The sequence below is a fragment of the Hydrobacter penzbergensis genome, assembly GCF_900106985.1.
In the GTDB taxonomy this organism is placed as follows: Bacteria; Bacteroidota; Bacteroidia; order Chitinophagales; family Chitinophagaceae; genus Sediminibacterium; species Sediminibacterium magnilacihabitans.
Window position 1 is genome coordinate 138,578 of the sequence record NZ_FNNO01000006.1, and the last position, 24,190, is coordinate 162,767.

The following is a 24,190-nucleotide window of genomic DNA, read 5'->3' on the forward strand; positions in this document are numbered from 1 at the left end:
TATTAAAAAACGTCGTCACCCTGAGCGAACAAAGAACGTCACCCTGAGCGAGCGAAGCGAGTCGAAGGGTCTCCCCGATCAAGACACCGCTCTATTCATCTCAATCACTGCCGCCTTATCCCCATCCAACTGCTCAAATACCGAATTATTGCTCACAAACTCCGGAACCAGTTCTTTCATTTTCGCCACCATTTGCATCGTACCATCTTTTTGTTTGGCCAGTGAAAATAAGTCCTCGAAATGATGCAACATATCATCCAGATGATTCTGCCTTACTTTAGCAATCATGATTTTCTCATGATAGGTCGGCAAAGTGTTTTCAGAGTCTGTCAGCAATTCTTCATACAATTTCTCACCTGGTCTTAATCCTGTATATTTTATATCAACATCAATGCCAGGTACCAATCCGTATAATCTAATCATTTTTTTAGCTAAATCCACAATAGGAACAGGCTTTCCCATGTCAAACACGAAAATTTCTCCTCCTTTTCCCATGGACCCAGCTTCCAACACCAGTTGACAAGCCTCCGGTATGGTCATAAAGAAGCGTGTAATATTGGGGTGTGTTACTGTTACAGGTCCCCCTTTCTCAATCTGTTCTTTAAACCTTATAATAACTGAACCGTTAGACCCCAATACATTTCCGAAACGAGTGGTAATGAATTTTGTAGTAGTATGATGGTTATTGTTAGCTAGATTTGCTATCTGGTGATAATGCAACGATTGTACATAAGTCTCAGCTAATCGCTTAGAAGCTCCCATCACATTAGTCGGATTTACTGCCTTATCAGTAGATACCATCACAAAGCGTTGCACTTTGTGTTTTATAGCCAGATCAGCCATAATTTTCGTTCCTAACACATTGGTCAAAATAGCCTCTGAGGGGCATAATTCCATCATAGGTACGTGCTTATAAGCTGCCGCATGGTATACATAGTGTGGTTCGAATAGATTAAAGAGCTCTTCCATCCTATCGTAGTTGGTTACATCACCAAGAAATGAAAAACAGTTGGTTTTAGTTTTAGCATCTTGTAATTCCAACTCCATTTGATGCAAAGGGGTTTCGGCCTGATCACAAAGCACAATAGTTTGAGGATCGAATTTCAACAATTGCCGAACTATTTCACTACCAATAGAACCAGCAGCACCTGTAACCAAAATTCGTTTATTTTTAATTTGATTTTGAATTTCTTCGTTATTAATGCGAATCGGCTCTCGTTCTAATAGGTCTTCTATTTTTATTGTTTGTAATTGTCTCGTTGAAAATCGTCCATTAATCCATTTGTCTACTGGCGGTACATTTAATACCGTAATATCATGGTCCAAACAAAAATCCACTAACTCATTCTTTTTAGAAGGATGAAGGTTAAAGGCGGCGATGATAAGCTCATCAACATTATTCGCAAGAGAAATAGTTTGCAAATCGGAAATATGTTGAATTTTAATACCATCTACAACCTTACCTACCTTGCGTAAATCATCATCTAAAAAAGCCACAATATTTACATTATTAGTAGTATCATGTTCCAATACCCGTTTTGTAGCAAATCCTGCCTCTCCAGCACCATAAATGATCACGTGCTTCCGATCCATCTTGTAATTACGTAAGTAGCTAAATGCATATTTTACCAACACGCGATAAGAAATAAGAAACAGAAAACTAAAAAGTGCATAGATTATCAACGTTACATTGGAAAAAAATAATGCTCCGCCTGAGTTAGAAGCCACAAGGCTAATAAAGAAGAGAACACTAGTGCTCATTGCAATAGCATAACAGATACGTAAGGCATCTTGTACCCCAGTATACCTTATGATACCAGCATAAGTGCGAAAATTAATAAAAACAATAGAGTTAATCAGTAATATGATCAGAAGATTTCCACTTAAATCGTGCAGGTTAATCCCTGCAAATGTTAGATTATGCTTTATAAGAGATGAGAATCCAAAAGAGAATCCACAAATAGCTAAGTCAATTAAAAATATAATCCAGCGTGGAACAATGCTTAATTTTCTAAACATGTTACTAGTTTATCGTTATTACCAATCAATACTTAGCAAACAATCGGTGTTTACCTTCTAAATGGAGCCTAAAGATAATATATATTATAAGAATTACAAATAGTCCCAAGATTGCCAGAAAAGGAAGATTTTTCCAATAGCTTATGACTACTATAATATTCAATAAGAATTGTATTCCAGCATATAAACTGCTAACCGTAACGTGTTTCCACCCTAATTCATTAACCAAAAACTGATAGAAATGTGAACGATGAGCCTGGAAAATGTTCTCTTTTCGCAATAGCCGGCAGCATATAGTAAACAATGAATCTATTCCGTATACGCCCAAAAAAATACCCCACAACAGGCTATTTGTTACGCAAATTAGGTTAATCAGAAAAATGCTGACTATAAAAGCCATAGATACACTCCCAACATCCCCTGCAAAACATTTAGCTACTTTTCTGACATTAAAAAAGGAGAATACGATCAAGGACGCAATGACTGGTAAAAAAATTGAGCTCTTTATGTAGAGCGCCTGATACTCATTGACCCAATATAATGATACCATATTTATTAGTGAGTATAAAGCGGTTAAACCATTAATTCCATCCATGAAATTATAAACATTAATCATTCCGACTATACATATAAAAACTGCTGGATAAGCATACCATTTCAGGCTTAGTTTTGCATCCATCAGTAAAAGGCAGACTGAAATGACATGTACTACAATCCTTTTGTTATTAGACAAAGTACTGACATCATCCCATAAACTAATTAGAGATATCGCCATAAGACCTATGATAAAATAGCTGAAATCTTGATTCTGTAAATACCAGATCAAAAGCATAGCTGAGAAAACAACTCCTCCTCCTCTTATCGTGATTAATGTATGAGAGCTTCGTTGATTTGGTTTATCAATTATGTTAAATTTTTTTGCTATTTGAAAATAAATGATCTCGCAGCTAAAAGACAGCATTAAATATATAAGCAAATTCATTAGATATTTTTTGTTTCTATTTCGCGCAGGCCTTATCAATCTTACTACAAAAGAGCACGATGCATTTATTTTATTATTTTCAGGAGAATGCTAGGACACATGAATCTTGAAATAATGAAAACTGTTTAAATACGAATGTTTTCGAGAACAGATGATGATTGCCATTTAAGTTTCTTTCGGATTTTCTCATCATCAAATGTCAAAGACTCAGTGAGCTTCCTAAATTTACAAGAATTAATAGGGAATTTTGCTCCGAAGAAATCTCCGAATTTTGCCAAGAAAAATGCAACTTGATATGGCATATTATATATTTTTCTTTTACCAAGTTGCAAAGCAATGGCATTACTCAATTCTTTATAAGATGGATGAGCACCGTCTGTAAGATTAAAAATTCCAGATGTGTCGAGAACCGCTTCTATCGCTCTAGGCACATCATTAACCAACAACATACTCCTCCTCGCTCTTCCACCATCAATATTAAAGTAATAGCCCTTTTTTATTCCCTTTATCATGGATTTTAAATTTCCTGGCGCCCCTAGCCCAACCAATAATGGTAGTCGAAAAATCACGCATTTTACCCGATTATGGCTGCACCATTTTAAAATTTCCTGTTCCGCTAAAGCCTTACTCTTTCCATAAGGGTCTTCTGCGGAAAGAACATGTGACTCTGAAATATCTTTCCCTTCAGAAATTCCATAAACTGAAACGGAGCTCATAAAAACAAAAGTTTTGGGAAGGGAGGCTTCTAGTGAAGTCAATAGATTAACTGTCCCGTTAAAATTAACATCGAAAAATTTCTGCGCTTCTATTCCTGTTTTAGGAATACTATGCGCTTTCCCTGCTGCGTGTATTACAACATCAAATTGTTCTCGCAAATAAAAAGTCGTAGTGGCCAAATCAACACTATAATCACTATTGATGTCTCTACTTAATACCTTAATTTCATATCCTGCATTACACTTAAAATATTCAGCTATTGTATTGCCAAGAAATCCCTTCCCTCCTGTCAACAAGATTTTCATTGTAAAAGCTAATTAAAAATAACCTCTTTATACTCTTCAAGTATTTTTTCTTTCGTAAATCTGCTCTCAGCTAATGCCCTAGCATTCCTGCCCTTTACTATTATCTCATTAGGCTCAATAGTTGCTATATTCTCCAGGAAGTTTATCAGACTTATTTTATCTTCCCAAGTAAATGCCCATCCTACTTTATAATATTCTATGTACTTTGCAATTTCTGTATTTTTATCTCCAATATATAATATGGGTTTACCTACAGAAAGAATATTATATACTTTAGAAGGGACTCCTAATCCATACATGCCCGGGCTAAGTGTAACTAATCCAATATCGCAATTATTAAGGAATTGACATTGCTCTGATCTTGATTTGGGATTCAAAAAATGAACATTATCAATACTTTCGCTCGCTTTAAATTTTTCAAGAATTGGTTTTAAGGCCCCTTCTCCTATTAACACTACAACAAAATTTCTTTTTTTTGTCTCCTGTAATGCGTTGAAAAAATGATCAAGCCCTTGTAGTCTCCCAATATTTCCTGCAAATTGAATTATCAATTTCCCATTGACTTCAAATGGGTAATACTCGTTATAGTTTTTTATTTCAAGCGGGATAATTTCCGGGTCCGCCCAATTTGTTATTACTTCAATAGAAGTTTTGTTATTCACTTTCTTTTTAATCAGGTCTTCCATATCGCTGCCAATCACAATAAGTTTATTTGCCAATTGATATGATCTGCTGAATATTTTCTGGAGGATTTTAAAAAAAATAGAACCCTTTTTGACAAAGCCCCCCGCAGCTGCATTATCAGGAAACACGTCATGTACAATCAGTGTGATATCCCATCGTCTTTTTTTACTAAAAAAACTGGTAAACCAAAGAAGTAAAATTGGGTTCGTGACCATTAGCAACCTTGCACCATTGGGAATGATTTTCAGCATCAAACGAAGCATACGGAAAGAAAGAAGCAATTGCCCTAATAAGCGAGAAATCGATTTATTTTTATCATATGCAACATTAGTTATGCGATAAACTTCATATTGCAAATCGCTCGTGCCCTTTCCTAAAATTGCTTTAGGGTCATATGAATTTGGACCTGCAATCACAGAGATTTTTGCAGACTTAGATAACCATTCAGCGATCTCTGTCATAATATATCCCGTAGAAATTGTCTCTGGATAAAATAATTCTGAAATTATCCATACATCCCTTTCATTTTTACAGTTTTTATTCACTCCAAACCGTTCTTTTAACATAATCAGTATAACTTAATATAATTCTCACAACTTTTTCTGAAACATTCGACATGGAATAATCATATACTTGTCTCATTGATCGATCCTCTCCTCTCTTTTGTTTTTCAAGTTGGACTAAAGCTTGAAGGATTCTATCTGAATTTAATCCTACCATCATAACAGAAGCTTCTTCCATTGCTTCAGGCCGCTCATGCGCTTGCCTCAGATTTAGTGCAGGAAAATTCAAAATAGAAGATTCTTCAGAAATAGTTCCGCTATCAGACAGAACAGCTTTAGAATGAAGTTGTAAAGCATTATAGTCTACAAATCCCATTGGCTTCAACTGCTTAACATTTTCATGTAAAGAGATGTTCTTGGCAGTTAACATTTTTCTTGTCCTGGGGTGCGTACTAAAAATAATAGGATAATTATATTCCTCTACGATACAGTTCAGGCTGTGGACTAGCCCATTAAAATTGGTTTCATTATTTATATTTTCTTCCCGGTGTGCTGATACTACAAAGTATTTATATTTTTCTATACCGAGCTTTTGTATAATTTCCGACGATGTAATAAGCGAGGAATAGTGAGAAAGTACCTCGCACATTGGAGACCCCACTTTGATGACCCGGTCTGACGGGAATCCTTCCCTAAGTAAGTACTCCCTTGCTATATCACTGTATGTCAGGTTAATATCGGATATGTGATCAACAATCTTACGGTTGGTTTCTTCAGGTACTCGTTGATCAAAACATCTGTTTCCAGCTTCCAAATGGAAAATAGGAATATGCCTTTTCTTTGCTGGTATTGCACAAAGGCAAGAATTGGTATCTCCCAAAACCAAAAAAGCATCCGGATTGATTTCCTGTAGCAATGGGTCTATTTTAATTAATATATTCCCTATTGTTTCCGTAGCAGTTTCTCCTGCTGCGTTAAGGAAGAAATCTGGTTTCCTAATCTGCAGATCATCAAAAAAGATCTGATTTAATTCATAGTCATAATTTTGACCAGTATGAACCAAAATATGTTCTATAGATTTTGAATCGTCCAAGGCTGCAATGATCCTAGACAATCTGATGATTTCTGGCCTTGTCCCTACTACTGTTATTACTCTTAATTTTTTCATTTTCAATTGACATTTTCCATATAAGTATCTGCATCGTTTGGATCGTAAATCTCGTTTATCCAAAAAACTGTTATTAGTTCATCCTCACCAATATTTGCAATATTATGTGAATACCAAACCGGCATATCAACGTATGCTGGCGAGGTTGTTCCATCAATTTCAAAACTTATTACTTCATCTGTTCGATAACAACGCAGCTTAATAATTGCTCTTCCTTTGATCACAGCAAAACGTTCTATCTTTCTGGTATGAAAGTGATTCCCTCTTATTATGCCGGGCTTTGTTGTAGAAAACGAAATCTGGCCTTTATCATATAACTTAATTAGTTCAACAAATACACCTCTTTCATCACTATGAATTGAAAATTTTCTTGGAAAGTAAGTTTTATGATCGATTGCAGCACGAAACGTATTAAACAAATTAAGGTGAAATGGGTCTTTCAAATCGGGGATTTCTCCTTTTTCAAAATAGATTCGCTTGAAGCTATCTAGTATCAATAAAATATCTGATACTTTTCGCTCATATGTTGCGGGGATATAATATTGCGGCGAAAATTGCTCCTTTCTTATTATCTCGAATATATACTTAATAAGGTCATCGATATAAATAAGTTTCAGATAATTATTCTTTAATACCTTGGGTTCTAGCTCATGAGTAAGTTGGTAACAAAAAGTTGCAATTCCCGAATTATAAAAAGGTTTACCAAGCGGTCCAAAAACATTAGGTATCAATAACCCACAAAATTTTGAATCGTTTCTAATAGACCAATCGTGAAGGATTTCCCGGGCCTTCTTTTTAGCGTTTCCATATTCATTATTATTTTCCTCTTGTATTGAAGAAGAAAACAACAAGAACGGTTTATGGTTTGCTTCTTCTAAAGCTGCTATCAATTTTTCTGCAAAAGAGACGTTTAATCTGTAAAGCTCTTTCAGATCATCATGCCTATTTATTCCTGCCAAATGAATAATGATATCACACTCACTCACCCAATTTTTCAACTGATGCTGATCCTCGAAACTCTCTTTTTTAAAGGGGATTAATTCGTATTCGTCTTTTTGCAACAAGATATTGTTAGCAAGATGGGTTCCAATAAATCCATGTTGCCCTGTAATTCCAATCTTTTTCATTTCTTTCTCAATTCGTTTTATAACTTGTGCAAAAAAAACGCTCAAACCATCATGAAAGCATATTTTGTACAGTTAATATCAGCATAATCAAATAAAACAGCAGATTGATGATCTATTTGACTAATGATAAACTTTTGTTTTATCAATATCTTGTTGTACAATTGGTAATTTCATAAGAAGGGCTTTCATTTCCTCTATATTCAGGCGATGGGTATTATGTGAGTGATATTCATCCTGTTGAACAATATTCTTTTCCCCTTCAGAAAAATATTGTTCATAGTTCAAATCTCTATTATCCGCAGGTATACGGTAATATTTATTCAAATCTTCTGCTTTAATCATATCTTCTCTATTTACAAGGGTTTCGAAAAGTTTTTCTCCATGCCTTGTGCCAATAACTCTTAACTCTACAGAAGATTGATACAATTCAATTAAAGCTTTAGCAAGTACATCAATTGTTGCAGCTGGAGATTTTTGCACAAATAAGTCTCCGTTCCTTGCATTGTCAAATGCATATAGCACTAAATCAACAGCGTCTTCCAAAGTCATCATAAATCTTGTCATATTAGGGTCAGTAATTGTCAATGGTTTCCCGGCCTTCAATTGATTAATAAATAAAGGAATTACTGAGCCTCTGGACGCCATTACATTTCCGTAACGAGTTCCACAAAATATAGTTCTGGTTTCGTCCAGGTTTCTGGAACGAGCAACCATTACTTTTTCCATAAGCGCTTTTGACATGCCCATTGCATTAATCGGATAAGCTGCTTTATCGGTGCTGAGGACTACTACTTTCTTAATACCATATCTTTCTGCAGATGTAAGTAAATTATCTGTTCCAAGTATATTGGTTTTGACCGCTTCTATTGGAAAGAATTCACAAGACGGTACTTGTTTAAGTGCGGCAGCATGAAAGATATAATCGACGCCTTTAGCTACCGCATCAATTGATTGTTGATCCCTTATATCTCCAATGTAAAACTTCACTTTGTCATTATTAATCGCTTTGCGCATATCATCTTGCTTCTTCTCATCTCTCGAAAAAATACGTATTTCACTAAATTGGTCTTCGTGCAAAACACGTTTCAGAACAGCATTACCAAATGAACCTGTACCACCTGTAATTAATAAAATCATTTTAGGTTTTTTTTGTTTTAAGGTTGACAAATGCAGCGCATATAAATGGATAAAGAACAGTAACCAACGAAGTAAAATATAAATTAAATGGGGATAATATGATACACATGAAGAAAACAGGATATAAAAGTTTGTAAAAATTATTTTCTGTGTATTTTGCCATTATATGAACATAGGAAACGATCATTTGTATTATTATTACCAAGATAACTGTGATAGTAATACCAAAATCTCTTATAAAAGGTGTATAAAAACTTGTAGTATTATAGGTTTCATTTAATAGTTCTCCATAGTCCTTATTATTTTGATCGATGAGCTGGTTTCTTATTACAGTAGGTAATAGAGACATCAATGAATAAAAGGGGATATAATTAGGAGTGTTTCCTGATACTACCAGATAATTTAAATTTTGAACAGGCGTTGTTACATATAAAACGGGAGGCAAAAGATAAACTAACGCTATATTAGGCTCACTGGATGATAAATTAAGATTTTCAAACTTTTGGTATATATCATACTCATCGTTTCGCAGATAACGATATTGTTCCATGAAACCCAAAAAAGCAAGGAAGATCAATGCATAAAACGCTACCTTGAACAGTTGGACCAGTTTAAATCTCTTTATAAATAAATAGTACCCAACAGGATGCAAGACCAGAACAAGACCGCCACCTCTGTTTGCTTCAAAGAAGAAAGCAGAAATAATTAGGAATATGAATATATATATATATCTTCTTTGTTTATTTTTCAGCCACACAATCAGACACAACACACATAAGAACGCCCTCACCATGTTTAAAAAGCCTGACAAAGTTGGCACACCAAACTCATCATATGTTCTCGATTGTCCGCTTAATATCCATAATAATGGAAATCCTTTGGAATATATGATTGTTACACAGTAAAGAGCGATCCAAATAGGAAAAACAAGCCTGATAAAAGACATGGCCTTTCCCAGGCTAAAAGTAATATCAGGTTTGGGGATCGATAAAATTTTATGTGCAAAGAGCAGCTTAAACGTTTTATAAATGACCAAAAAAGAAACAACATTTCCGATAACAAGCCAATACGTTTTAGGAGATATTCCAATAAAAAAATCTAAGCTGAAAAACTGCAGTAAAATAAATGGTAACGCCCAGACAATAAGAAAAAGAAGATCTGGTCTTGATATATCAAATCTAAGTTTCAAAGGTTAGTGTCTATTTCGATAATACATATGAACTTTCTTCCATGCACTTAATGGTAGGAAAAGTATAAAAAATAGAAATATATGCTTTATATCACTAAGCTGTGTCTTTATCATGCAATTAATTGCTTTCCATCTGTTACCAATAGTTACATGATATTTTGCATCATAATAATATGAGTGTAAATAAGCTTTCTTAAACTTCTGAATATTGACCTTGTTAGAGAAATGTTGTTTTGTTTTAAGAAGTTCCAATGAATACCGTCGCTCATATCCAAGTTTGTCAGACATTCTAGAGGTCAGTGAATTCATGCTGACACGGTATTTGACCAACGGCTGGTTAACAACTGCAATGGGATACATAAGGCTCAGGTTTATGAATAAGCAATATTCTTCTGAGGCAGTTAAATGCTCATCAAATTTCATATTTGACTCTTCCAAACAACTTTTCCTGATCAAAGCTGCAACAATATGAATGTTGAAGTTTTCCAAAAGCTGATTAATAAGATAGCCCGATTTATAACCCGGAATATAATAGCGGAAATGCGTCTCGTCTTCTAAAACCTCTTCTACTCCCGAGTAACAAATACAATAATCATTATCGGTTAATATTTCATTGATTTGTAATGATAATTTATCGGGGTACCAAATATCATCAACATCCAAAAATGCTATAAATTCTCCATTCGCTTTCTGCATAGCAAGATTACGCGCATGCCCAAGCGGAGTATTTATCTCAGCCCTGAAATATTTTAATCGGTCTCCGTATTCTTTTGCTATATCTGCACTCTTATCAGAAGAACAATTGTCCCAAAATATAATCTCCCAGTTTTTATATGTTTGTGAGCAAACAGAATCTATAGCTTGTCTGAGAAATTTGTCACCATTATAACAATTAATGATGACACTCACCAATGGCTCAGTTTTATTTCCAGACATAGGGTATCTCCTTATTATCCAATGGCAAATTCAGCGATTCCGCTGGATCATGTGGTTTGTTGATAATATTAGCCAGTAATGCAAATGGTTCGGACAATGCTTGAAAACTGTACCATATCTCCGGTCGCATTGAAATCATCTGATAATTTTCTCTATCATCAATAATAATTTCCTGAATCGCACCATAGCTGGGTGAATCTATTCGACAATCATAAGCTATCAATTTAATTCTCCCGAATGGAACACAGAAATGTTGATGTATCTCTTTGTGAAACTTCCACCCTTTAACCACATTAGTATTCACTTTAGAATAATAGGCCTCACCAAATCCTCTAAAAGTATCTCCCGTGGATTTAAGGTATTGATATACTGCTCCACGCTCGTCAATTATTTGCTTGAGTGGAACACAGAGTAAATCATGTATTTTATCCATCATAACTATTTAATTCAATGCCCAATTAATATTTCGCTCTTTTGCTTTGGCAGTATAAAAATCGATATGCTCTCTTGTTAATTGAAATATATCAGTTTGACCAGAATAAAAATCAACATACCAGCTTGTAGTTAATTGAATAGTTTCATGAAAATTTAAAACCGGATACCATTTTAATTCAATATTCGCTTTATCGCAAGCCAATTTTAAAAGGTTTGCTTCCTTTTTTCCATCATTAACATATCGGTTAATCCAGCCTGCACTCTCATTCCAATACAGTTTCATTTCTTCAATTAACTCTCCTACTGTTTTATTGACTTTTGAATCGGGGCCGAAATTATATGAGGTATTCCTGTTTACAGAGTGCTCGTTATATAATTCGCTAGCCAGGCAAAGGTAGCCGCTCAGTGGTTCTAATACATGCTGCCAGGGCCTTGTACTATGTGGGTTTCGGATTTCGACTGCTTTGTTCGACGACCATGATCTTACAATATCGGGCACTATACGGTCCTTTGCCCAATCTCCTCCACCGATAACATTCCCGGCCCTGGTAGTTGCCAGATTCGGGAAACCTGAAAGGAAGAAAGACTTCATGTAAGAGTTAGCTATAAGCTCAGCGGCTCCTTTTGAGCCACTGTAAGGATCTTCTCCACCTAGTTTGTCGTTTTCACGATATCCATGTACCCATTCCACGTTATCATATGCCTTATCGCTTGTTATAATCAAACCTACTTTAACAGCATCTGCCATATTCCTGATAACTTCCAGTACATTCAACGTTCCAATCATATTTGTCTCAAAAGTCCCTTTGGGGTCTGCATACGAATCTCTGACTAGGGGCTGAGCCGCTAAATGAAAAATTATCTCTGGCTTAAATTTGTTGCAAAGTGCATAAATTTCGTCGTAATTACGAATGTCTCCAAGATTGTGATTAATTTTGGGTTCAATATTTAATTTCTCAAAGTGTGATGGCTTGGAAGGAATACCTAATGAAAATCCAGCCACATCGGCTCCCAAATTAAGGAGCCAAATAGTTAACCAAGATCCTTTAAAACCAGTATGCCCAGTTACTAGAACTCTTTTTCCTTTGTAGATGTCTTTAAACATGATTTACCATTTTTTCCAGGGTGCATTGCCTGATTGCCAAATATTGTTAAGATAATCTCTGTCACGTATTGTATCCATGCATTGCCAAAAATTATTGTGCTTGTAAGCCACAAGCTGATGGTCTCTACAAAGATTTTCTAATGGCTCTTTTTCAAGAATTGTCTCATCTCCGTCTTCAAGATAATTAAACACATCATAATTAAAGACAAAATACCCCCCATTAATCCATCCTTCTCCTATTTGCGGCTTTTCTTTGAATTCAATAATATCTCCGTCATTATGCATAACAATCGAACCGAATCGAGCTGGCGGCCTCACTGCAGTTAGAGTTGCCAATTTACCATGTGCCTTGTGAAATGAAACCAACTCCTTTATGTTCACATCTGCCACTCCATCACCATATGTCAACATAAATGTATCTCCTGGTTTGAAAAGCTTTTTTAATCTAAGTAACCTACCGCCTGTCAAAGAATGCGGCCCTGTATCATGCAAGCCAACGTTCCAATCCTCTGAAAAGTCATTTTGAAAAGTCACATTTCCAGATTTCAAATTAATCAGCATATCACTTTTATGGAGTTTATAATTAAGAAAAAATTCCTTGATTACATCTCCTTTATATCCAAGAGCAATTGCAAAATCATTATAGCCGTGGTGTGAATATATTTTCAGAATATGCCACAAAATTGGCATGTTACCCACTTCAACCATTGGTTTAGGTTTAAGTGTGGTTTCTTCACTCAGCCTTGTTCCAAGTCCGCCTGCTAGAATAATTGTTTTCACTTGATGTGTTTTATATTTATAGAATCGTGGGGCAATGCTAGTCAGTATAACCTAAATACCTATTGATTAATTCTGAAACATAATAAATATCTTCTTCTTTCAGATCAGGGTGCAATGGCAAGGTTAATATTTCTTTATAAATTTCTTCCGTCACATCCAATTTAGTTTTTTTATCCGAGTATAAGGAAAGCAAATGGTTAGGTTTGTAATGAATACCAGTTTGCACTCCATTAGCTTCTAAATATTGTTTTATTTCATCTCGTTTTCCGTTCAGAATTCTTATAGGAAATATGTGAGGTACGATGTAAGCCTTTTTTTCAGTAACTGGGATAGCAATTGATGAATTTTTGCAGAGCAATTCCTTGTAGATTGTTGCGAGTTTTATTCTAGTCGGAGCAAAGACAGTATCTAGTTTTTTTAATTGCTCCCGTCCAATAGCAGCAAATATATTACTCATGTGGTAACGATAGCCCTGATCAACAACTTCAAAATCCCAACTACGTTTTCCAGAAAATCTTTTTTCGGTATCACTCATTATACCCAAGAGTCGCGCATCTTTTACTAGTGATTGAATCTTTTCATCGGATGTAATAATAGCTCCCCCCTCTCCACTGGTAATATTTTTAATTCCGTCAAAAGAAAAGCAAATTATGTCTCCAAACGAACCTATTTTACTTGATTGATAACTACATCCGAAACAATGTGCAGCATCCTCAATTACTCGTAGCTTATATTTCGCGGCTAAGCGGTAAATTTTCTCAAGATTTACCGGATTACTCGCATAATGTACCGGCATAATAGCTTTTGTTCTGTTTGTTATTCTGCTCTCCGCATGCTCAATATCTATTGTTAATGAATCCTTGTAAATATTACAAGCAACAGGAGTTGCTCCACTGGCAGAGATGGCCTGAAATGATGATATAAATGTGAATGAAGGGACTAACACTTCGTCTCCTTGTCTGGCAACTGCTTGTACTGCAAGATGTAATGCTGCAGTGCCAGAGCTAACGCAAACAACTGAAGAGCGTTTTACTCCAAGATAATTAGCAATCTCTTCTTCAAATAAATCTACCTCTTTTCCCATTCCCAGGTATCCGTCCTGTAATAATACCTTGGTAATTGCTTCTACTTCTTCAGTGCCGACAACTGATTTAGACAACCTAATCATATACAAAAATAAATTTAATTGAACCCACGCATTTTATCGTATAGTTTCCGCAAAAAAGTTCTTTTCAATAAATACGGCGGAACATTTTCTATGGCAAAATTTGTGTGCTCTATTGCTGAAACAAGCCTACGTGCTGTAACACCTATATCATGGTTATTTTTAAAATATTCGAATGCTTTTCTCGACAATTCTTCATACTGTTCAAAAAGTGATAGAAACATTGTCTCAAGGGAAGAATTATTTTCAACATAATCTTTGGAACTTATATCATGACCGAGATCATAGTCTTTTGTATCATGCAACCATCTGAACAAATAATCACCTTTTATTGGGTAATAAGAGATATCAAGTAAAATTGTTGGTATTGCCAATTTTGCCCCTTCAAGTGCTGAGGTACCCATTGCAGTAAGCACGTTAACCTCTGTGGCAAGGAATCGGTCTAATGCATCGGGTGTCATTGGTCCTTTCATATCAAGTTTAAAATAATGGTTATCAATATTAAGCATAGATATTCTTTCCCTAAAAGGCCCTTCTCCGATAACATAATAATAAATTCTTTTTTGAGTCTTTGCGGCGATAGTCGATAATTTCTTAAGCGTATGTATAAGAATATGGGACTTAAAGTCGCACAATCTGCCAACCCAACAAAAATAAATCACATCCGTATTAATCGTTTTTTCTTCTTTAAATAAAGAAGGTACTGATGGTACAGGCAAGAAATCTACATCGAACCGATCAAGGAAAAGGTATTTAATTGTTTTCTCAAAATTAGGCCCATCCATGAAATAAAGTCCTTTTCGAATATTAGCAATTCGAATATATTCCTTACACAACTTGATTCGTTTTCTAAAAAAAAGAGAAGCGATGGTTTTGTAGAATTGGAAATAGTGATTTTGAATATTTCGTAATCCTGGCAAAGGAATCAATATCGGTACTAAATTCTCAGGGTGTAATGTCCACAATAATATTTTTGTTTTCGGCTTAATCAACAGCTCAGGCCTCATTGCATACGGGAGGATCGACTGCATAATCAGTACGCAGTCGTCGGGTGGGGAGACTCTTTGACCGTCTTTAAACTCAATAATTCTTACTTTATCATTTGAAGTAAAATTTCTTGCTATCGCGCCATTATTGTAATCAATGATTGAAACATCTATGAAAGGGTATTGGTCAATAATCGTATTTGCCATTCTAGAAAACAAAACAGGAACGCCACTTACCTCATGATAAGGAAAAAAGAAACAAATAGAATATTGCTGAAAATTATTAAATTGTTTCATTATAGCTATTGCAGGCATCAATTATATAATTGATGTCTTCATCAGACATTGTAATATCAACAGGTAAGCTAATTACAGTATTATGAATTTTCTGGGTTATCGGAAATTCTAGATGATTGAACTCTTTATAAGCTTTTTGTTTATGGGGGGCTATTGGATAATGTATCACAGTTTGGACCCCTAGCTCTGACAAGTGCCGCTGAAATTTATCTCTGTTTTCGACTTGTACAACAAAGAGGTGCCACACATGTGCCTCTTCCTGGATTACGGTAGGCAAAGTAATATTTGGATGTATAATATCTGATATATATTTTGATGCAATTGATCTGCGAATAGCATTTTCAGCATCCAAGTGTTTCAATTTTACAAGCAATAAGGCTGCTTGCAATTCATCGAGCCTGCTATTGACTCCCTTATACATATTATAGTATTTTATCTCTGATCCATAATTGCGCAGGGCCCGCACTACTTCTGATAGTCTGTCGTCATTTGTAGTAATAGCCCCGGCATCACCAAGTGCTCCCAGGTTTTTGCCAGGATAAAAACTAAACCCCGCAGCATTACCCCAATTACCACTTCTTGTTCCGGACCAAACTGCTCCTTGAGATTGCGCACAATCTTCAATTAGTAATAAGCCATAATCATCAGCAATCTTCTTAATAGCTTCCATCTCGCACATTTGTCCATACAAGTGAACTAACAAAATAGCTTTCGTTTTATTAGTTATGACTTTGGTAATCTTTTTGCTGTCCAAATTAAATGTTTGTGGATCAGGCTCAACCAATACAGGTCTTAAGCCATTTTCAGATATGGAAAGAATGCTAGCTATATAGGTATTTGCTGGTACTACGATCTCATCTCCTTCTCGCAAAATTCCGAGTTCTTTATATGCACGTATTATCAATATAAGTGCATCCAGCCCATTAGCAACACCTATAGTATGTTTCACTCCGCAATAGGAAGAAAATTCTTGCTCAAAAGCTTTTAACCTTTCCCCCATAATATACCATCCGCTTTCCAAGACCTGGTTAAACGCTTTACATAATTCATCCTTGTGCTTTTCGTTGATTTTCTTAAGATTGAGGAAAGGAACTTTCATTTAATTTACTTTTGTAATTCTACAAGCTTACCATCCTTTAACATATAATTCTTATTCTCTTCTTCTGAATAGAATAAGTTATCTTTAACTAATAGTTTGTTTCCTTTTTTATCTACCCATCCTTTAAACTTCGCAGGGTTACCATAAAATAAAGCATAATCAGGGATATCCTTGGTAACAACGGAGCCAATACCGGTCATTGCATACTTTCCTATTGTAATTCCAGCTAATATTGTTGAATTAGCACCGATCGAAGCTCCTTGTTTGATCAGAGTCCGTACTGGTGTTTTAAATGCTTTACTTCTTGGCCTGATATCATTCGTAAAAACAACATTCGGTCCAAGAAAAACGTCGTCTTCGCATGTAATGCCATCCCACAAAAAAATTCCCGATTTAACTGTTACATTATTACCAAGCGTAACATCATTCTCAATAAAACAATTAAAATTAATATTGCAATTATTACCGATGACTGCACCCGCTAACACTACTGAATGCTGCCAAATTTTGGTGCCAGAACCAATATGTTGGGTCTGTACTTCCGCAGTTGGGTGAATATAAGCGTTATTTTTCACTCAAAAATCGATTATAATCTCTTATATAATCCTCAGCGTCATATTTATGAGACGCTAATACCAGGCAAATACCTCCAGATGAGAAATTAAACTCTTCTGCCCAGATATATGGAGGTATATGAAGACCGATATATGGCCTATTGAGGGTAAATACTTTTTTATGTTGGCCATCATTAACAAGAATATCAAAACTCCCACTGGCCGCCACCAGAAATTGATGGCAAACTTTATGAGCATGCGCTCCACGTGATTCCCCCCCAGGAATGTCATAAAGATAGAAAATTCGGTTAACAGGAAAAGGCAATTCAATATTGCCTCTTACGGGAGTAATATTTCCTGATTTATGATGAATTCTAGGTAAATTTATAAGAGCACAATCATCAATCGTATTTTTTTTTGCATTTTCATTCATTTGCTGATGCAATTTTTTTTAGCGAGACAAACTCACTGTAATTACGTATATAGTTATTTTCATCATAATCTTCTGAAGCGATAATCAGGCAAAGTGCATTGGTTGAAAAGTTTGTCAAAGAACGCCATATAAGTTGCGGTACAAAGATACCGGTATATGATCTATTGAGAGTATACTTCGCTTTGTTCTCCCCATCATCAAATTCTACATCAAAACTCCCTGACAATGCAATAATCATTTCATTAAGAGTTCTGTAAGCATGCCCGCCTCTTTTTTCTCCCCCTGGCACATCATATATCCAATACACTCTTTTTATGTCGAACGGAATAAATCGTGGGGATTCCACAAAAGAAAGATTACCTCTTTCATCAATTATTTTAGGCAGCTCTTGAAATCGAATATTGCTTATTGTCACAATAGTTAAATTAATTTTTATAACAGTAACTCGGAAGTGCATAATAAATTGCTTCTGCTGCTCCCTGATCACTCATTTTTTTCCAAATTCCGATATTCTTTTCAGATAAAGATGGCTGAAAGAATTCTTTTTTCCGAATATGTGCTTGAGAAGTTTCTCCCAAAAATCCATATATTTTTGTTAACGTATCTTCATAGTTTAATACGATCTCTTCAAAATTGAGGCGTAGAACGTTTTCGGTATCAAGCGAAGTATCAATCTTATCATGTATCATCTTCTGCCGTTTGATAAACACGTCAATATTTGCCGCACCTGTTATTCCTAATTTAAGGTCCCAGTGTCTTTTCACTTCGGCAGCCGGAACATGAACGCCATGTCTCACAAAATTACTTGCATAAATATCCCGTGGATCCCGATCTACAATAATTGCTTTGGCATTTTCGAAAAGATTAAGGCCTGCCATAGGGTAGAATGGTTCTACAGCATTATGCAATACAAATGTTTTGGTTGTCGATTCAGCTATAACGTTATATAGGTTATTTAAGTATCCCCTTGTAAGTTTGACAAAATCCGCATTTCCAGCACCATATATTTTCTCTAAAAAGATTTTTTTTGGGAAGATCGTTCTTGTTAACCGAGTAATGAATTGTTTATATCCGGATTCATTTAATGACAAATATGGCCATTCAGATTCGTATTCAAAATCAATCAACGATTTGATATACGCTTCACTGATTTCAAGGAACCTGTTATTAAAATAGGCATTATAATTCATTCCGTTAGCAACAAAAAGTGTTTTGGGGTTTGAAAGTTTAGCAACTGTTCCTGCCCTTTCAACAATTCGTTTAAAAGCTCTGATTGCAGCATCTGACCTGATCGGAGACCAGTCTTTATCAAATGCCTTTTGCATGTCAAGTAATCCATTCTGCACCCTCAACAAGTTGAATTCGAATGTGTTAACAGGAACTTGATATCCATCAAATTCACGAAGCAAGTCAGAGATAACCGTCTTCCCGCTCATTGTAAATCCAGAAACAATAAGGAATCTGCACATATATACTAGTCAATAATATTTTACCAAGCAATTACGTGGCATGGTGCCCCATCAGCATGTTCTACAAGCAAAGGGGCTATTATTACTGTTTTTGGAGTAAAATTCAATTGATCCAGTTTCATATCTTCAAGAACAAGTATTTCATGTTCTAACAAGAATTGCTGATGGGCTAACCTGCCCTCCAGCCTGTCCAATTTACTAGTAAGCGATATCATATCAAATCCAAAAACACGTAATTGTCTAAATCTATCTCGAAATAGTTTTGCATAATTAGCCGGTACCACAGGTTGCTCCATCCAAAAACGATTTTCCCCTCTATACTTTGAAAATCCTGTTTTCCATATAAGCAATTCAATATCTTCAGAAAGTTTCTCTATTTCTTTGGGTACGTCTTCTACCGAAGATTCAATAATACCAATTTTTTGAAATATCCAAAAAGAAGCTGTATAGTCGCTGCAGGTTTTTCCACTGTTTGAAAAATGAAACGGAAAGTCTACATGTGTTCCAATGTGGGCCGGAAAAGATATTAAAAGATTATTTGTATTATCTCCTTTAGCAATTGATCTAATCATTTCCGTTTTAACTGCATTCTCTTCTCCTCCATAAGCTGGAGTCATTGAACTCAAAAAATATGAAAGGTGAATCATACGCTTCTGGTATATTCTTTTGAATAATCGAGTAAATATTGCTTCAGTACATCATCCATTGGCAGAAACATTTTCTCCACTTTTCCAGGCCCCTTACTTAAGATACACCCCAACCGATTGTCTTTATTTTTTTTATCCCGGCTCAAGGCAGATAAATACTCATTAATATTATTTTGGTTCAAAGAAAACGGAGGTATATTCTTCCGCAGGATAGTATGGCATCTTTGGAAAGATTCCATCTCTTGCATACCTAGTTTCAAGGAGATATAATTGGCAATGTCCATTCCAATTGATACTGCCTGTCCATGTGGAATTTGATATTCAGTAATTGTTTCAATTGCATGACCAAACGTATGTCCGTAATTAAATATATGTCTATAGCCAGTATCGAACTCATCTATTTCAATAACTTGCTTTTTGATTCTTAAACTGTTCTTGATGAAATATAGAAGCCTAGATCTATCGTGCAGTAGCGATTCATACTGTTCACTGATCTGATCAGCAATATCGATTCCTTCAGTAAAAAAATAATGCAGCATTTCCCCAATACCGGAACGTATTTCGCTCTCAGAAAGCGTATCAAGAAATAATGGGTTGATAAAAATTTGAGAGGGTGGATTAAACGTTCCAATCAGATTTTTAAACTGGTCGAAATTAATAGAGCTTTTACTTCCTATACAGCTGTCACATTGAGCAAGAAGTGTCGTTGGGTAAAATTTCCAATCGACCCCTCTGTACAAAATAGACGATACAAAAGCAACTATATCCTGGGTAATTCCTCCACCAATAGCAATAAGCGTATCATCCTTTCTTGTATTTTGTTCAATAAGTCTCCGAATTACTTCCTGACAATAATCGATTGTTTTATTCTGCTCATTACATTCTATTTCCACTTTACGTGATGAAGATAGAATTTCTGAAAGAGCAGGGAATAACTTTGCTATTTTTTTGTCAATTACAGCTACTAATTTCCCCTTCTCTACTAATGATTTTAATGAGTCAAAATCATTAATAAAGGAAACTTTATAGGTTTCTCTAATTTTTGAATTAATTGCGAATGTGTCAAATATTTGTAAATCCTCCATCTACAACTATATTTTGCCCTGTTAAATATTGATTCAAATCACTCATTAAGAAAATGGCCACATTTGATATGTCTCGCGTAACAGCCAGTCTTCGTGCAGGAATCATTTGCGCCATTTCTAGCTGTTCTTTTTCAGAAAGGTTTTTACGGGTTAGATCTGTAAGCACAAAGCCTGGTGAAAGCGTATTAACCAAAATGTTGTGTCTTGCAAGATCATTGGATACACCTACAGTCAATCCGTGGATACCAAATTTTGTTGCCGAATAAACAGAACGTCTTTCTTTACTAATTTTACTGAAGATAGACGCTACATTTACTATCCTACCATAGGATTGTTTCTTCATCTTTTCCGAAACACAACGGATCAATTGAAAAGGAGCGGAAAGATTGACTGAAATCATATCGTTCCAGTCTTCGATGAGCGTTTCATCAATATAATTCAGTCTGTTGATACCCGCATTGTTTATGAGCCCATGGACCCGATCAGTTTTTTTGAGCTCATCGATAAATTCTAATAAACTCTCGTTCTCAGAAAAGTTAACACAATGATACTTCTTAGAAGTTGAATTTGTAATGGCACTCCTATTCAGCATATCAATCTCATCAGGATTCGTTCCTGTAAGAATAAGATTTGCTTTCAGTTCAGCCAGATCATCGGCAATTTGCTTACCAATCCCTCTAGTAGCCCCGGTAACAATTATTGTTTTACCAGTGAAATCAAAACGCATATGCTACAGAATACATTAAACAATTCCATCTTCGTGCATGATATGATACTGCATCCAGGTGACGATAATATGATTAATTACCAAATGGATATCTTCCACTGGAGCGTACTCGCCTTTCGGTGATTCAACAACTATTGGTACATCTACTATATTCTTAAGTTTTCCTCCGTCAAATCCTAGCCAACCAATAACAGTTCCACCCTGTTCTTTAAACCATTCTGCCGCAGCAACAAGATTAGGTGAATTGCCACTTGCAGAAATTGCTATTAGTTTATCACCTTTGCGAAAATGCACTTTCAACTGATCCAAAAAGATATTATTGAAAGTGCTGTCATTTCCAATAGCGGAAATAACAGAAATATTATCCGTTAATGCCAGTGCTCGATATGATTTATTTATTGCTTTGTTACTCTTCTTCAATACCGCTAATCCAAAATCGTTTCCGATATGTGATGCTGTGGAAGCTGAACCTCCGTTTCCTATTATAAAAATAGTGTTCGCATTTTGCCTTGCCTCTTCAAGATGGCGGATACATTCACTGATGTTTTTATGATCCAATTTTTCGAGCAATGTTATCAAATACGCAGCATACCCTCTGCTAAATTCAAAAGCATTGAGGCCTCTTTCTTGGTAAAGCTTGTCCAGATTATTCATGTAATTGATTTTTTATTCATTCGGATTATTAATGTAGAATTTATCTCGCCATTGAATGTCGTTGTAATAAATGCTATACACAAGCTTCATAGTATCTAATGCATCCTGACTACTGCCAAATTCTATTCTTTTATCGTTGATTACAGCATCAGCAAATTCGTAGATCTCATCTTTCCATGAATTATCTTGTAAGAATTTAATTGTCTTACTTTCCATTTGCCCATCGTTGGATTCTTCATTTCGTAACCCAATTACGATTTTTTCTTCTCCATAACTTTTTGATCCGGAAAGGATACCATGAAGTTCAATATATCCTTCTGTAAGTGTAATTTCCAGTCCGAACTTATGTTGCCACTGAGTTGCAGTTGAATTAAGCATTGCGATTCGCCCTCGCTTATCTTTCATAATAGCATAAGCATTGTCTTCAACATCATGTCTCCAGTAATCATTGGATATAAAACTCTTTACTTCTACAAATTCACCACAAAAAAGGCGCATTAAGTCCACCATGTGGATACCCTGGTCAAGCAATATACCTCCGCCAGCCATCGCCCTTTTTGAACGCCAGCCACCTGAAAAGGGAATAATTCGGCTCTTACCATATACCCCACGCATATTAATGATTTCTCCCATCGTTCCAGATTGTATTAATTCGAGGGCTTTTCTGACCGAATCATGATACCGATGGTTAAATCCATACTTCAGTTTAAGTGAAGGGTATTTTTTTTCAACCTCCATAACATCTTTGATATCTTCTACACATCTTCCTGGCGGTTTTTCACAAAAAACATGCATGCCTTTTTCCAATCCTTTTATTGTAACAATAGGAGCGATATCGTTTGTCAAACAGACAAAAAGAATATCAAGTTTCTCCTCGAGCAAGTAAGTATAATTAGTAAAACATTTAACACCAGAAGTGGTAACACTGTTCTCAGTAAATACTTGATCACAAACAGCGGTCACTTGTAAACTTGGGTGGCTGTTGATGTATTCATGGCGCCTTTTTCCCACTACTCCGTAACCTGCAATCCCTACTTTTAATTTATCCATTTTTATATTTTAAATACTCTTTAAGATGGTATATCGCCGCCTCACCCATTGCTACGACTGCTTCATAGGCATTTCCAGCTATGTGGGGAGTACATATAAGATTAGGAAAAGATAACAATTCTGTATCCTCTGGCGGTTCTTTTTCATAAACGTCAATAGCGGCACCAGAGATGAGTCCTTCTTTCAAAGCTTCTTTTAAAGCTGCTTCATCAATAATCCCGCCCCGAGCTGTATTGATAATAAAAGCTGATCTTTTCATTTTTGAAAAAACGGCTTTATTGATCATTTTAATTGTCGATGCATCAAGAGGTGCATGAATTGATATAATATCGCTCTCGGCAAACAAAGTTTCTTTATCTACCATAACAACTTTATCACGTAAATCAGGAGCATCAATATCCACAATATCATTCCCCAAAATATTACATTCAAAAGGTGTTAGCATTTTTGCAAGATGTTTGCCTATATGCCCCAATCCAATAATTCCTACTGTTTTGCCTTTCAGATTCCATCCTCCCGATTTATTCCAGGTTCCCTGTTTAAGTTGATTAGAAGTGACATAAAGGTTCCTGCAAAGCATAAGCATGAATCCAAGAGCCATCTCTGCTACTGATTCTTTATTCACTCCTGCCGTCCATCCAATCTTTACTTTTCGTGAAGCACACGCATCAAGATCAATGTTATCAAGACCAACACCATATTTTGCAATAATCTTAACATTAGGAAGGCTAGCAAGAGTAGTCTCATCTATTTTTTCAAGGCCAACGATTACGCCTTCTGCATCTGAGAAATAATCAATCAATTCTTCTTGTGTAAATCTCTTACCCTTTTCATTAACAACAGCATCAGGAAAATCTGCTTTCAAGTTGTTAACAAGATAAGTATTCTTTGAAAATGCCACAGCTGATACCTTTACCTTCATACTAAAACATAATTA

At 35.6% G+C, this 24,190-nt stretch carries 25 protein-coding genes; all 25 read right to left on the reverse strand.

Going from position 1 to position 24,190, the window contains the following annotated elements:
* Positions 1 to 78 precede the first annotated feature (78 nt).
* The 25 genes from BLU98_RS08445 to BLU98_RS08565 all read right to left on the reverse strand — a co-directional run bounded on the left by BLU98_RS08445 (position 79) and on the right by BLU98_RS08565 (position 24,175).
* On the reverse strand, positions 79 to 2,019 hold the full coding sequence (locus tag BLU98_RS08445; RefSeq protein WP_092723595.1) for a polysaccharide biosynthesis protein: 1,941 nt from the start codon (positions 2,017 to 2,019) through the stop codon (positions 79 to 81).
* A 25-nt stretch (positions 2,020 to 2,044) separates the two neighbouring features.
* Positions 2,045 to 3,001, reverse strand: a complete 957-nt coding sequence (locus tag BLU98_RS08450) for an MraY family glycosyltransferase (RefSeq protein ID WP_092723596.1) — start codon at positions 2,999 to 3,001, stop codon at positions 2,045 to 2,047.
* A 125-nt stretch (positions 3,002 to 3,126) separates the two neighbouring features.
* Positions 3,127 to 4,023: an NAD-dependent epimerase/dehydratase family protein gene (locus BLU98_RS08455; protein ID WP_092723597.1), complete on the reverse strand. Its 897-nt coding sequence runs from the start codon at positions 4,021 to 4,023 to the stop codon at positions 3,127 to 3,129.
* 8 nt (positions 4,024 to 4,031) lie between these two features.
* The gene (locus BLU98_RS08460) at positions 4,032 to 5,273 is read right to left on the reverse strand and encodes a glycosyltransferase family 4 protein (RefSeq protein WP_092723598.1); all 1,242 of its coding nucleotides are present in this window, start codon (positions 5,271 to 5,273) and stop codon (positions 4,032 to 4,034) included.
* Entirely contained in the window at positions 5,245 to 6,378 is a 1,134-nt protein-coding gene (gene wecB, locus BLU98_RS08465) for a non-hydrolyzing UDP-N-acetylglucosamine 2-epimerase (protein ID WP_092723599.1), read from the reverse strand. The genes BLU98_RS08460 and wecB overlap by 29 nt, the downstream gene beginning before the upstream one ends.
* Positions 6,379 to 6,380: 2 nt before the next feature.
* Entirely contained in the window at positions 6,381 to 7,505 is a 1,125-nt protein-coding gene (locus BLU98_RS08470; RefSeq protein ID WP_092723664.1) for a polysaccharide biosynthesis C-terminal domain-containing protein, read from the reverse strand.
* A 120-nt stretch (positions 7,506 to 7,625) separates the two neighbouring features.
* Positions 7,626 to 8,642, reverse strand: a complete 1,017-nt coding sequence (locus BLU98_RS08475) for a polysaccharide biosynthesis protein (protein WP_092723600.1) — start codon at positions 8,640 to 8,642, stop codon at positions 7,626 to 7,628.
* A 1-nt stretch (position 8,643) separates the two neighbouring features.
* Positions 8,644 to 9,831: an O-antigen polymerase gene (locus BLU98_RS08480; protein ID WP_092723601.1), complete on the reverse strand. Its 1,188-nt coding sequence runs from the start codon at positions 9,829 to 9,831 to the stop codon at positions 8,644 to 8,646.
* Positions 9,832 to 9,834: 3 nt separating this feature from the next.
* A complete protein-coding gene (locus BLU98_RS08485) occupies positions 9,835 to 10,767 on the reverse strand; it encodes a glycosyltransferase family 2 protein (RefSeq protein WP_092723602.1) in 933 nt (310 codons plus the stop codon).
* The gene (locus BLU98_RS08490; RefSeq protein WP_092723603.1) at positions 10,754 to 11,203 is read right to left on the reverse strand and encodes a dTDP-4-dehydrorhamnose 3,5-epimerase family protein; all 450 of its coding nucleotides are present in this window, start codon (positions 11,201 to 11,203) and stop codon (positions 10,754 to 10,756) included. The genes BLU98_RS08485 and BLU98_RS08490 overlap by 14 nt, the downstream gene beginning before the upstream one ends.
* A 6-nt stretch (positions 11,204 to 11,209) precedes the next feature.
* Positions 11,210 to 12,307: a CDP-glucose 4,6-dehydratase gene (gene rfbG / locus BLU98_RS08495; RefSeq protein WP_092723604.1), complete on the reverse strand. Its 1,098-nt coding sequence runs from the start codon at positions 12,305 to 12,307 to the stop codon at positions 11,210 to 11,212.
* Positions 12,308 to 12,310: 3 nt separating this feature from the next.
* Positions 12,311 to 13,087: a glucose-1-phosphate cytidylyltransferase gene (gene rfbF / locus BLU98_RS08500; protein WP_092723605.1), complete on the reverse strand. Its 777-nt coding sequence runs from the start codon at positions 13,085 to 13,087 to the stop codon at positions 12,311 to 12,313.
* A gap of 37 nt (positions 13,088 to 13,124) precedes the next feature.
* Entirely contained in the window at positions 13,125 to 14,255 is a 1,131-nt protein-coding gene (locus tag BLU98_RS08505; protein WP_092723606.1) for a DegT/DnrJ/EryC1/StrS family aminotransferase, read from the reverse strand.
* Positions 14,256 to 14,269: 14 nt separating this feature from the next.
* Positions 14,270 to 15,553, reverse strand: coding sequence for a hypothetical protein (locus BLU98_RS08510; RefSeq protein WP_092723607.1), 1,284 nt, complete (start codon positions 15,551 to 15,553; stop codon positions 14,270 to 14,272).
* On the reverse strand, positions 15,522 to 16,634 hold the full coding sequence (locus BLU98_RS08515) for a DegT/DnrJ/EryC1/StrS family aminotransferase (RefSeq protein WP_092723608.1): 1,113 nt from the start codon (positions 16,632 to 16,634) through the stop codon (positions 15,522 to 15,524). Before BLU98_RS08515 ends, BLU98_RS08510 begins: the two co-directional genes overlap by 32 nt.
* A gap of 5 nt (positions 16,635 to 16,639) precedes the next feature.
* Positions 16,640 to 17,209 carry an acyltransferase gene (locus tag BLU98_RS08520; protein WP_092723609.1) on the reverse strand — a complete coding sequence of 190 codons (570 nt, stop codon included), beginning with the start codon at positions 17,207 to 17,209 and terminating at the stop codon, positions 16,640 to 16,642.
* Positions 17,199 to 17,621: a sugar 3,4-ketoisomerase gene (locus BLU98_RS08525; RefSeq protein WP_092723610.1), complete on the reverse strand. Its 423-nt coding sequence runs from the start codon at positions 17,619 to 17,621 to the stop codon at positions 17,199 to 17,201. The genes BLU98_RS08520 and BLU98_RS08525 overlap by 11 nt, the downstream gene beginning before the upstream one ends.
* Positions 17,614 to 18,036 carry a sugar 3,4-ketoisomerase gene (locus tag BLU98_RS08530; protein ID WP_257574833.1) on the reverse strand — a complete coding sequence of 141 codons (423 nt, stop codon included), beginning with the start codon at positions 18,034 to 18,036 and terminating at the stop codon, positions 17,614 to 17,616. Before BLU98_RS08530 ends, BLU98_RS08525 begins: the two co-directional genes overlap by 8 nt.
* 10 nt (positions 18,037 to 18,046) lie before the next feature.
* Complete coding sequence (locus BLU98_RS08535) at positions 18,047 to 19,057, reverse strand: sulfotransferase (protein WP_257574834.1); 1,011 nt, start codon at positions 19,055 to 19,057, stop codon at positions 18,047 to 18,049.
* 53 nt (positions 19,058 to 19,110) lie between these two features.
* Complete coding sequence (locus BLU98_RS08540; RefSeq protein WP_092723613.1) at positions 19,111 to 19,737, reverse strand: cyclase family protein; 627 nt, start codon at positions 19,735 to 19,737, stop codon at positions 19,111 to 19,113.
* Positions 19,734 to 20,822 (reverse strand): AroB-related putative sugar phosphate phospholyase (cyclizing), encoded by a 1,089-nt coding sequence (locus BLU98_RS08545; protein ID WP_092723614.1) that lies wholly within the window; start codon positions 20,820 to 20,822, stop codon positions 19,734 to 19,736. The genes BLU98_RS08540 and BLU98_RS08545 overlap by 4 nt, the downstream gene beginning before the upstream one ends.
* Positions 20,800 to 21,549 (reverse strand): SDR family NAD(P)-dependent oxidoreductase, encoded by a 750-nt coding sequence (locus tag BLU98_RS08550; RefSeq protein ID WP_092723615.1) that lies wholly within the window; start codon positions 21,547 to 21,549, stop codon positions 20,800 to 20,802. The genes BLU98_RS08545 and BLU98_RS08550 overlap by 23 nt, the downstream gene beginning before the upstream one ends.
* Positions 21,550 to 21,564: 15 nt before the next feature.
* Positions 21,565 to 22,203 carry a D-sedoheptulose-7-phosphate isomerase gene (locus BLU98_RS08555; protein WP_092723616.1) on the reverse strand — a complete coding sequence of 213 codons (639 nt, stop codon included), beginning with the start codon at positions 22,201 to 22,203 and terminating at the stop codon, positions 21,565 to 21,567.
* A gap of 12 nt (positions 22,204 to 22,215) precedes the next feature.
* Positions 22,216 to 23,253 carry a Gfo/Idh/MocA family protein gene (locus tag BLU98_RS08560; RefSeq protein ID WP_092723617.1) on the reverse strand — a complete coding sequence of 346 codons (1,038 nt, stop codon included), beginning with the start codon at positions 23,251 to 23,253 and terminating at the stop codon, positions 22,216 to 22,218.
* Positions 23,246 to 24,175: a phosphoglycerate dehydrogenase gene (locus BLU98_RS08565; RefSeq protein ID WP_092723618.1), complete on the reverse strand. Its 930-nt coding sequence runs from the start codon at positions 24,173 to 24,175 to the stop codon at positions 23,246 to 23,248. Before BLU98_RS08565 ends, BLU98_RS08560 begins: the two co-directional genes overlap by 8 nt.
* Positions 24,176 to 24,190 lie beyond the last annotated feature (15 nt).